This window comes from Gracilimonas sp., assembly GCF_035704785.1.
GTDB lineage: Bacteria > Bacteroidota > Rhodothermia > Balneolales > Balneolaceae > Gracilimonas.
Genome location: NZ_DASSWP010000230.1, coordinates 1 through 11312, shown reverse-complemented (window position 1 = coordinate 11312; position 11312 = coordinate 1). Strand labels below are relative to the sequence as shown.

The 11312-nt window shown below is 41.2% G+C and carries 8 protein-coding genes and 1 pseudogene; 7 read left to right on the top strand and 2 right to left on the bottom strand.

Going from position 1 to position 11312, the window contains the following annotated elements; genetic code table 11:
• Positions 1 to 343: 343 nt before the first annotated feature.
• The 5 genes from rsmA (at position 344) to VFM80_RS13100 (ending at position 4221) form a co-directional block, all read left to right on the top strand.
• Positions 344 to 1117, top strand: coding sequence for a 16S rRNA (adenine(1518)-N(6)/adenine(1519)-N(6))-dimethyltransferase RsmA (rsmA, locus tag VFM80_RS13120; RefSeq protein ID WP_395072401.1), 774 nt, complete (start codon positions 344 to 346; stop codon positions 1115 to 1117).
• 166 nt (positions 1118 to 1283) lie between these two features.
• A complete protein-coding gene (gene groES, locus VFM80_RS13115; protein WP_395072399.1) occupies positions 1284 to 1571 on the top strand; it encodes a co-chaperone GroES in 288 nt (95 codons plus the stop codon).
• A gap of 50 nt (positions 1572 to 1621) precedes the next feature.
• Positions 1622 to 3289 (top strand): chaperonin GroEL, encoded by a 1668-nt coding sequence (groL, locus tag VFM80_RS13110; protein ID WP_395072397.1) that lies wholly within the window; start codon positions 1622 to 1624, stop codon positions 3287 to 3289.
• A 120-nt stretch (positions 3290 to 3409) separates the two neighbouring features.
• Positions 3410 to 3835 (top strand): hypothetical protein, encoded by a 426-nt coding sequence (locus VFM80_RS13105; RefSeq protein WP_395072395.1) that lies wholly within the window; start codon positions 3410 to 3412, stop codon positions 3833 to 3835.
• Complete coding sequence (locus VFM80_RS13100) at positions 3832 to 4221, top strand: DUF3224 domain-containing protein (RefSeq protein WP_395072393.1); 390 nt, start codon at positions 3832 to 3834, stop codon at positions 4219 to 4221. Before VFM80_RS13105 ends, VFM80_RS13100 begins: the two co-directional genes overlap by 4 nt.
• Positions 4222 to 4229: 8 nt before the next feature.
• On the opposite strand, the gene VFM80_RS13095 is transcribed toward VFM80_RS13100, so the two are convergent.
• Together VFM80_RS13095 and VFM80_RS13090 are read right to left on the bottom strand one after the other, a co-directional pair.
• On the bottom strand, positions 4230 to 4823 hold the full coding sequence (locus VFM80_RS13095) for a YdeI/OmpD-associated family protein (RefSeq protein ID WP_395072391.1): 594 nt from the start codon (positions 4821 to 4823) through the stop codon (positions 4230 to 4232).
• Positions 4824 to 4928: 105 nt separating this feature from the next.
• Positions 4929 to 8591 (bottom strand): multifunctional oxoglutarate decarboxylase/oxoglutarate dehydrogenase thiamine pyrophosphate-binding subunit/dihydrolipoyllysine-residue succinyltransferase subunit, encoded by a 3663-nt coding sequence (locus VFM80_RS13090; RefSeq protein WP_395072389.1) that lies wholly within the window; start codon positions 8589 to 8591, stop codon positions 4929 to 4931.
• 470 nt (positions 8592 to 9061) lie between these two features.
• On the opposite strand from VFM80_RS13090, the gene VFM80_RS13085 reads away from it, so the two are divergent.
• Together VFM80_RS13085 and VFM80_RS13080 are read left to right on the top strand one after the other, a co-directional pair.
• Entirely contained in the window at positions 9062 to 10390 is a 1329-nt protein-coding gene (locus VFM80_RS13085) for a histidine kinase dimerization/phosphoacceptor domain -containing protein (RefSeq protein WP_395072387.1), read from the top strand.
• A 510-nt stretch (positions 10391 to 10900) separates the two neighbouring features.
• Positions 10901 to 11312 (top strand): annotated as a pseudogene (locus tag VFM80_RS13080) (oligoendopeptidase F); the annotation flags it as partial.

Below are 11312 nucleotides of genomic sequence, written 5' to 3'. Positions count from 1 at the left end.
CACTCATGCCTATAAACAGAATCAGGATAAATATGCGGATATAAGGATTCCTTTTCAGGGAATACTTTTCCTGTTCCTTTTTCTTTTTTTCACCAATAAGAGGGGCCATCTCTTTTCTTTTCTGGCCTAATCCAATTTTTTCAAGAAAACTCATTAATAAGAATAATATGATGGTTTACTTACAAGGTTAGCAAGCTAGGGCTAATTTACAAATCTATTTATTAGGATGGAGTTTTGTTTTTAGGTGCAAATACAAGGTTTTAGAAATGAAAGTTTGAGTTAGTATTGATAACTACGATCTTAAAATCATCAATCAATAATCTTCAATCGTCAATCACAAACATTGTCTTTCAGAACTAAAAAAAGCCTTGGTCAGCATTTTCTTATTGATAAGAATATCATCTTTAAGATCATTGATGCCATTGTAGCAGAAAATGAAGACCGAATCATTGAGATCGGTTCCGGAACCGGAGCATTGACGAAGTGGCTGACCGAAAAGTTTTCAGATGTGCATGCGATTGAAGTTGATCAACGTGCAGTGGAAGTATTGAAGAAGGAGATCGAAAACCTTGTGATCCACGAGAAGGATGTGTTGAAGGTGAACTGGCCTGATATTGTCGATCCGAAGAAGAATAACGTAGTACTTGGAAACTTACCTTATTATATAACATCTCCGATATTGTTTGACCTGCTTGAAAACAGGGAGCTTTTTTCAGAAGCTATTTTGATGATGCAGAAAGAAGTGGCTGAACGTTTGGTTGCCGAACCTGCCTCTAAAGAATATGGTATACTGAGTGTACAAACGCAGCTTTTTTGTTCTCCGGAAATATTGTTTGATGTATCTCGAAATTCATTTAGCCCTCCTCCCAAAGTTACCAGTGCCGTAATCAAGCTTAAGTTTGACAAACCAAAGCTTTCCTTTGCTGATCAGACTTTGAAAACTGTGGTGCGAACAGCTTTCAATCAGCGCCGCAAAAAACTAAGCAATTCTTTGAAGCCGGTTTTAGGGGATTATCAACCCGAGGGTTTTAATTTTGATGACCGGGCCGAACATTGGTCTCCGGAAACTTATGCAAAGTTGGCAGAGCTTTTGGAACAGACTGACAAGTTATCTTAACCGGGGAGCTCTTTCTCCTATAATTTTGCTTAAAGACCACGAATAAACTGCCCTTATAGTTTATTCTTCTGTTTGGTACGGAACTTGCATCTGTCTATGCGAAACAGATAGGGCCATGCCCATTAAAAATTTAACTATTAACTAAAAAGTAACAGGAGTCATAAAAATGGCTAAGATTAAACCTTTAGGCGACCGAGTGTTGGTTCAGGCAGAACCTGCCGAAGAGAAAACCAGCTCCGGTATTATCATACCAGATACGGCTAAAGAAAAACCGCAACAGGGTACTGTAGTAGCGGTCGGTGCCGGAAAAGTAGAAAATGGTACTAAAATTGAAATGAGCGTTAAAAAAGGGGACAAAGTCCTTTATGGAAAATATGCAGGTACTGAAGTAACTCTGGATGGAGAAGAGTACCTGATAATGCGCGAATCTGATATCATGGGTATTGTATCGTAACCCACCTTTTCAAAGAAATTAAACCACAAACTTTAAAATTATAGATAATTATGTCTGCTAAGTTAGTTCATTACGATGTTGAAGCGCGCGACGCCCTGAAGAAAGGGGTCGATAAGCTGGCCAACGCGGTTAAAGTAACGCTTGGTCCTCGTGGACGAAATGTTGTTATAGAAAAATCATTCGGTTCACCTACAGTTACTAAAGATGGCGTGACCGTTGCAAAAGAAATTGAATTGTCTGATAAAGTCCAGAATATGGGCGCTCAGATGGTTAAAGAAGTAGCATCCAGAACCAGTGATAATGCCGGTGACGGAACTACCACTGCTACCGTTCTTGCCCAGGCTATTTTAAGCGAAGGCCTGAAGAATGTTACTGCCGGTGCAAATCCAATGGATCTGAAAGCCGGTATTGAGAAAGCAGTAAAAGTGATCGTTGAAGATCTCAAGAAAATGAGCCGTGATATTGACGATCGGAAAGAGATCGCTCAGATCGGTACCATTTCTGCCAACAACGACGAAACCATTGGTAATTTGATTGCCGATGCGATGGAAAAAGTTGGCAAAGACGGTGTGATCACGGTTGAAGAAGCTAAAGGAACGGAAACCTATCTAGAGACTGTAGAAGGTATGCAGTTCGACCGCGGTTACCTTTCTCCTTACTTCGTAACTGATTCTGAGAAGATGATCACTGAAATGGAAGATCCTTACATCCTGATCTTTGACAAGAAGATCTCAGCGATGAAAGACCTGCTTCCGATTCTTGAGAAAGTGGTTCAAAACGGAAATCCGTTATTGATCATAGCTGAAGATATTGAAGGCGAAGCATTGGCTACATTGGTAGTTAATAAGCTTCGTGGTTCTCTGAAAATTGCTGCCGTTAAAGCTCCCGGTTTTGGCGACAGAAGAAAAGCTATGCTGGAAGACATCGCCATCCTTACCGGTGGTACTGTAATTTCCGAAGAGCGTGGTTACAAGCTTGAGAACGCAACACTTGATTTCTTAGGCCGTGCATCCCGCATCACGATCGACAAAGACAATACTACTATTGTTGATGGAAACGGAAAAGATGATGACATCAAAGCGAGAGTAAATCAGCTTAAGTCTCAAATTGAGAACACTACTTCTGATTACGATCGTGAGAAACTTCAGGAACGCCTTGCTAAATTAAGCGGCGGTGTTGCGGTACTTTATATTGGTGCAGCATCTGAAGTTGAAATGAAAGAAAAGAAAGCCCGCGTTGAAGATGCATTGCATGCAACTCGTGCTGCCGTTGAAGAAGGCATTGTACCAGGCGGTGGCGTTGCCCTGCTTCGTACTATTAAGTCTCTTGATAAGATCAAGGGTGAAACTGCCGACGAAAATGTGGGTGTACAGATCATCCGCAGAGCGTTAGAATCTCCGCTTCGCACTATTGCTAATAATGCAGGTGCCGAAGGCGCAATTGTTGTTCAGAAAGTACTGGAAGGTAAAGATGCTTTCGGGTACAACGCACGTACCGAAGTGTACGAAGACCTGATTAAAGCCGGTGTTATCGATCCTACTAAAGTTACACGAACAGCACTTCAAAATGCTGCTTCTGTTGCCGGATTGATGCTCACCACTGAAGCTGTTATCTCAGAGAAGCCTTCTAAAGGCGACGATGACGACAACGGCGGAGGAATGCCAGGTGGCATGGGTGGCGGAATGCCGGGAATGGGAGGCATGGGCGGAATGATGTAATTCATCCCCTCATAAATCTCTGAAAAAGATTTAAACCCCGTGCATTATGTTGTGCGGGGTTTTTTTATGCCTGTGATTTCCCTATAATCTGCTGTCGTCCATCACATTAAACAAACGAATATGAAGCCATTTATAAGAAATAGTATTGCAGCATTAGCAGGGATTGTAGTAGGTGGAGCAGTAAATATGGGGATCATTTTGATCAGCGGATCCATTATTCCTCCACCCGGAGGAGCGGATGTGACTACCATGGAAGGTTTACAGGAATCCATGCATCTTTTCCAACCCAAACATTTTTTATTGCCGTTTTTGGCTCATGCTTTAGGAACTCTGGTTGGAGCTTTATTAACAGCTTATTTTGTGGTATCTGAACCCAAGAAATGGGCAATATTCATTGGATGCTTTTTCCTTTTAGGAGGAGTAAGCAATGTGGTGACCTTGCCGTCTCCGCTTTGGTTTAATATTGTTGATCTTGTTGGAGCTTATATTCCGATGGCTTACTTGGGGGCAATTATTGCTGCAAAAATTAAACATCAGGATTTATGAAAATTACCGGAGAATTTGAAGTAAAATTAGAACCCATAGAGGGTTATGCTGAGGGAATTGATGGTATCAAATTAAGCCGCATGTCGCTTGATAAAACCTTTTTCGGAGAACTTCAGGCAACAAGCAAAGGGGAGATGTTAAGTGCAATGACTCCGATAAAAGGCTCAGCCGGCTATGTAGCTTTGGAACAAGTTCAGGGGACGTTGAAGGGAAAGAAAGGCAGTTTTGTGCTTCAGCATTTTGGAACAATGGACAAAGGTAAAGATCGGCTAATACTGGAAGTAGTTCCTGATTCTGCTACCGATGAATTGGAAGGCTTATCAGGTAAAATGGCCATCCTTATTAAGGATGGAAAGCATTTCTATGAATTTGAGTATGATTTGTAAACAGTACATTACTTTTGATATTTATCATTCAAACCAACGCCATTTTTGATCATTGGGATGATCTTTTTTAACCGGCTCAGTTTGGTGGCTTCTTGTTTGGCATCTGCGATGTATTGAGCATATTCGCGTTGCCTGCCCGGTGTGAGTTCACCAAACTTTGAGTTTAATTTCTTATCGTCAGAAAAGGCCTTTTCCAAAAGAGGAGGAATGTCAGCTTCTCGATTTATATCGATCTTAACTTCTTTCCCGGCTTTCTGATTGTTGATCGCTTGTTGAACGAAATTTGTGATCACCTCATCATTTATTTCCTCAAAAGAAGAAAACCGGAGCTGTCGCATAGCTTTAGTCGTTCCTTCTTGGGCATTTCTCAGATAACCATCGGGATCTTTCAGTAAAGCTCCATTGAAAAACCAAATTCCAAAGTGTTCTTTAAAAGCACAGATCGCCAATACATTTTTATTGTTGATGGTATATGTTGGTTGTCCCCATTTAATGGTTTCAACCAGATCGAATCTTTTTATGAGTTCTCGGAGATGATCGAGACTACGCTGCCATTTTTTATGTTTAGCTACATATTCATCAGCAGATTTTATTTTGGACATGGTTAGATGGGTTAAGATTTAGTTTCATCAAAAGAAACATATTCTTATAAAAAAGAAAAGCCTGTCAGCTTAAACTGACAGGCTTTAAAATCTGCCGTTATCTAATTATTTAACCATCATTGCATCTTCAACCAGATTATCCTGTTCGGCTTGGTGTATCTTCTTCTGTCCGGCAGCCGGAGATGCAGAAGCCTGACGCCCCACATATCTGAATTTTTGTCCATCCTGAAGTAACTCAATAAATCGGGGTGCGACAAATGTCCATGCGCCCATATTCTTGGGCTCTTCCTGGCACCAAACTATATCTTTGATCGATGTGAAATCCTTAAGTTGCTCTTCGATCTCATCATCCGCAAATGGATAGAATTGTTCTAAGCGTGCAATAGCCACATTTTCGATCTCATTTTCCTGACGGTATTTCAGCAAGTCGTAATACACTTTACCGGAACAGATCACTAAGCGTTTAAGTGATTTTGGATCGGTGTAATCCTTATCAATAATAAAAGGCTGGAATTTACCGTCTGCCAGTTCATCCCTGTTGGAAGTAGCCATTGGATGGCGAAGTAAACTTTTTGGAGTCATCAAAATAGCGGGCTTCTTGTTCTCTTGAAGTGCTTGCCGACGTAGCATGTGATAATATTGAGCTGGCGTAGTTACGTTCAATACCTGCATGTTATCTTCGGCACAAAGTTGAAGAAAACGTTCGAGACGGGCAGAAGAATGCTCCGGTCCCTGGCCTTCATAGCCATGAGGAAGATTCAAAACCAATGCGGATTTTTGCCCCCATTTGGCTTCACTTGCTGATATAAACTGATCAATAATGATTTGTGCTCCGTTGGCAAAATCACCAAATTGTGCCTCCCAAATTACTAGCGCATCCAGGTTCTCAGCACTGTAACCGAATTCAAATCCAAGAGCGGCAAATTCGCTCAACAAACTATTGTGAACATGGAATCGAGCCTGATCATCAGAAAGATTATTTAGCGGTATGAATTTCTGATTGGTTTCTGTTCCATGAAGTACCGAATGGCGATGAGAGAAAGTCCCTCGTTCAACATCCTGTCCGGTCAATCGGATCGTAGTTCCTGTTTTCAGGAGTGAGCCGAAAGCAAGTAACTCTGCAAAACCCCAATCGATCTTCTTCTCATTTTTATTTACGATCTCGGCACGTTTCGCTAACTGTTTGAGTAGTTTAGGATTGGCGTCGAAATCTTTGGGAACGGTATTCAGTTTAACGGCAATATCTTTGAGTTCTTCCGCAGGATAGGTAGTATCGGGATAGTCTTTCCACTCATCCTGAGGTGTTTCAGTCCGGTCGATCAGATTATCCGTGATTTCAAGATTCGGAGCTTTTTTGGCATCTTCAAATGCCTCTTGCAACAGCTGATCGAATTCATCGAAGATCTGTTGAGTTTCCTCTTTGGTAAGCTCTCCATTTTTCACAAGATGTTCTGTATACACATCACGGACCGGAGAATGATCATTGATCTCTTTGTACATACCCGGCTGTGTAAAGGCAGGTTCGTCACCTTCGTTATGACCATGCTTACGATATCCTATAAGATCGATGACTACATCTTTACCAAATTTTTGGCGGTAATCGAGAGCCATTTGGATGGCATAAACGGCAGCTTCGGGAGTGTCACCGTTAACATGGAAGATCGGGGCCAGCACTGTTTTGGCGATATCTGAGGCGTATTCGGTAGAGCGGCCGTCTTTAGGAAGCGTAGTAAAACCAATTTGGTTATTGATAATAATATGAACCGTTCCACCTGTACTGTATCCTTCCAACTGAGACATGTTCAGTGTTTCAGCCACCACACCCTGTCCGGCAAAAGCAGCATCGCCGTGCATCAATACCGGGACTACACGTTTTGATGCATCTTCTTTTTCATGATGATCCTGCATAGCTCGCACAGCACCTTCCACTACCGGGTTAACGGCTTCAAGGTGAGACGGGTTTGGCATCAGCTGCAGTTCAATTTCAGATCCGTTGGAAGCTTTATGTACCCCCCGTGCACCAAGGTGGTACTTAACATCGCCGGAGCCCTGAATAGAATCGGGATCGATATTTCCTTCGAATTCAGCAAACACACGATGGTAAGGCTTGTTCATTATATTCACGAGCATATTCAAACGCCCACGATGAGCCATGCCTACAAAGAATTTCTCAATCCCATGTTCTCCGGCTTTTTCCAGCAAGAAATGAATCATTGGGATCAGGGTGTCAGCACCCTCTAATGAAAAACGTTTGTGGCCGATGTACTTCTTGTGAAGGAATTCCTCAAAAGCCATCGCTTGATTCAGTTTATGGAGGATCTCCCGCTTATCATCTTTAGAAAGCTGTGCATTATTTCCGGTTGACTCCATGGCTTCGCGCAACCATTTGCGTTCTTCCAGATCCAGAAGGTGCATGTATTCTACACCTATATTTCCGCAATAAGTATCACGGAGCAAGCTGAGTATCTCTCGAAGCGAGGCTCGTTCTTTTCCGCCTAAACCACCACAATAAAATTCTCGGTCCAGGTCCCAAAGTGATAGGCCATAATAATCAAGATCAAGCTCAGGGTTTTTACCCGGCTCTTTTCCAAGCGGATCAAGGTCAGCCAAAACATGCCCACGCATGCGATACATGTTGATAAGCCTCCAAACACCTACGGCACGCCGATCGTGTTCAAGCGTATTTTGGCCACCCGAAAAGGGTCCGGTATAGTTATCTTCTCCATAAGGAAGCGGCTCGTAGGGGATGTCCAGATCCGAGAATATCTGTTGATAAAAATCTTCTTGCCCGCTTAAAAGATCATCCATTTTTTTTAGGAACATGCCGGATTCAGCACCCTGAATCACCCGGTGATCATAAGTAGAAGATACAGTCATTACTTTGCTGACACCCAGCTGGTTCAAAACCTCCTTTGACATGGCACGATATTCAGCAGGATAATCGATAGCACCGGTAGCGATAATAGCCCCTTGTTTTTTCATCAATCTTGGGACGGATGAAACCGTACCGATGGTACCCGGGTTGGTGATACTTATTGTGGTGCCTTGAAAATCCTCGATCTGCAGGTTGCCATTCCGGGCTTTGTCAATGAGTTCAGCATAAGCATGCAAGAACTCTTTAAAGGTCATTTTATCTACGCCTTTGATGCTCGGAACAACCAAATTACGAGATCCGTCTTTACCTTCCAGATCAACAGCAACACCTAAGTTTACAGAATCAGGAACTACCCGATAATGGTTGCCATCTTGATAAAGATAAGAACTGTTCAGAGTCGGAAACTCCTTGAGTGCACGAATAATAGCCCAGGCGATAAAATGAGTAAAAGAGGCTTTAGGTTCATTTCTTTTCAGCAGATGGCGATTGATTATAGTGCGATCTTCCACCATCATTTTAACTGGAAGCACTCTGAGGGAGGTAGCTGTAGGAACCTCCAGGCTATCGTCCATATTCTCAACGATCTTAGTCGCTACACCTTTAATCTTTTCTAAGCTTGCGTTCTTTGGTGCTTCAGGCTCTTTTTTGGGTTCTGTTTGTGCGGGAGCTTTTTTAGCTTCGGCAGGTTCTTGTTGATCACCGCCAGAAACTTCTTGTTTTGGCTGTGATGGCTGAATCTTCTCAGGCTCAGCTTCATCTACAGGTTTGCCCTCGAGTTCATCAAAGTATCGCTTCCAGTGAGCGGGAACCGATTCCGGTTCATTTTTATATTGATCGTATAATTCTTCTACAAGTGCAGAATTGGGGCCGAATACGGCTTCAAGTGATTTCAATGGTCTGTTAACCTCGTACGGTATTTTGACAGCGATTTATTATGCTAATGAAAAATCCTTAAAAATGGTTCAAAAACAACCGATTTGTGATGAATTAATTAACCTCAAAATTAAGGATTACAATTTTAAAAAACGATAATTTCTGTAATCTCCTAAATTGAATTTTTTAATGGACTCAAGAGAGACATTTTTTGAATAAATAGGTTTATAGAATCACTTTAGCTACATTTATTTCTGGAAGGACAAACTTATTAAATGCCAATCTCGGTCAATAAAGAATTTACGATAGCACTAAGCATTAATTTACGTGAAGTGAGATGTCGGCTGAGATGAAGTTGGAGGAAACAAGGTTGATAAAAATTGACAATTCTTCGATATCGGGAATTCCCGGTTGGTTGAGGAATTCAAAAAATTTGTATTTGGTAGTTACAAATACCCGGGGCGAGGTTTTATTCTCAAACGAACATTATGTGAACACTTTTCTTTTAAATGGAAAAACCCCGAAAGATTTAAAATTAGCGGACCAGATCTCAAAGGGGGAAGTAGCGTCGTTTAAAGATATTCTGGAAGAGTTAAGTATAAACCGCGCAGCGGGACCAGTTCCGGTACAGGTCATTAATAAACATCAGATTCGAGATACCGGCAGGTATAAAAGCATCAAATGGGAATGCAGTTTACTTTCCGATCCAGCCACTGATGAACCGGCTATTATGCATGTTGGCCATGATGTTATCGCTGTCGAAAAGGAACAACTTTCTGAAGAGTATTTTGATAAATCACTTGATTTTTTATTCGATGACCTCCAGATAGGTGTTGTAGTTCAGGATGAAACTTCTGCGATTTTACTTTCAAATACCAAAGCTGAAGAACTTTTAGGGCTTACAAAGGATCAGCTTTATGGCCGAACCTTTTATGATGAAGACTGGAAAATCATCAAAAGTGAAGGAGATTCCTTTCCACCGGATGAACTCCCTGCCGTCCGTGCCATTGCAGAGAAAGAGCATATCAAAAATGTCATAATGGGAGTCCTTAATCCTGAGCACGGATTTTATGTGTGGCTTCAGGTAGACGCAAATCCATTGCTTGATAAGAAAGGAAACGTATTGAGAGTGGTAACTACGTTTATTGATATCAGTCAGAGAAAGGATCAGGAAGAAGCCCTAAAAGAAGCATTAAAAGAAAAAACGACCCTGCTGTCGGAGATCCATCATAGGGTAAAAAATAACCTCGCGATAGTTTCGGGACTGCTGGAGCTACAAAGCATGGAGGTAGATCTTGAGCACAAATTGCCTCTTCAGAGAAGTATAAATCGGATTCATTCTATTGCTATGGTACACGAGTTGATGTACGAAACAGAACGTTTGTCTTCTGTGAATATCAAGCATTACTTGAACCAGCTTATACCGGCGATAGAAAAGACGATGCAGACTAAAAATGAAGTGGCAATTAATCTGGACTTAGAAGAGTATCAACTAAACATCAATCAGGCTATTCCATTAGGGCTGCTTTTCAATGAACTGCTTACCAATTCTTTTAAGTACGCTTTCCTTAAGATCTTTGATGGGCGAATAGATATTTCATTGAAGTTCGCAGATAACAAACTTCACTTTACTTATAAGGATAATGGCCCGGGTTTTAAAGCCGGTCAGAGTTTTTCAGAAAGTTCCAGTCTTGGACTGAATCTTATTCGTGCACAACTCGATCAGCTTCATGCAGACTATAATGTAGAAACTAATGGTAAATTTGAGTTAGAGTTTACTTTTAAAATTTCAGAACGCGGACCCCACTCAAATATGTGAGTTCCAAATTTTTGTGAAAAAATTTCTATCTTAAATAGAAAACAATAAAGTGGACTATTGTGGCTAAGCAGGAAACTAATTTCATAAAGAAGCCAACTAAAACTCAGATGATTGTGATTGCTGCTTTGTGGTTTATAGGGGCACTACTTTTAGTACTGGCTACCTCCGATCTTTTCCGGGAATCTATGCTCCAGCAAAAATATATTATGACTAATCTGTTGCTTATAGGTTCAACAGTAGCTTTTGGGTGTGCTTTGATCAGTTATTTAAAAAATAGGGGAAATAAAAAGTCACCAAATGCCGGTTCACAGAATTGAATTCCGGATTAATATTGACAAATAGATCTTAAAGAACTGTGCTGCAACGAGAACAGCCCATTTTGTTTAGCAGCAAATATTTTAGGGTAAAAATAAACCAATTTCATCGCTTTAATTCGCCTGCCTCAAACCCTATATTCAATGTCTTAAATTAAGACATTAGTATTTACCCTCAGATCAAAAAAATCAAGGAATGAGCGAAACCTCAGCAAAGAAAAAAACCGGCGCCGAACATATAAACTGGGACCTTTCCGATCTCTATTCGTCTAATGATGATCCTCAACTCAGTAAAGATAAAAAGAAAGTAATTGAAGAGGCCCAGGCTTTTGCAGATAAATACCGGGGAAAAATCGCAGAATTGGAAGCCACAGCATTCAAAGAAATGCTCGAGGAGTATGAAGATATTTTAGATCTGGGCGGTAAGATTGGTTCCTTTGCCTATTTACAATGGTCCACGAATACATCAAACACCGACTTTGGAAAGTTAGTGGCAGAGACCAACGAGCTATCTTCAGAGATAAGTCAAAAACTTGTTTTCCTGGATGTTGAATGGCTAAAAATTGCTGATGAGGATGCTAAAAAACTCATTGACAGTGATGATCTCC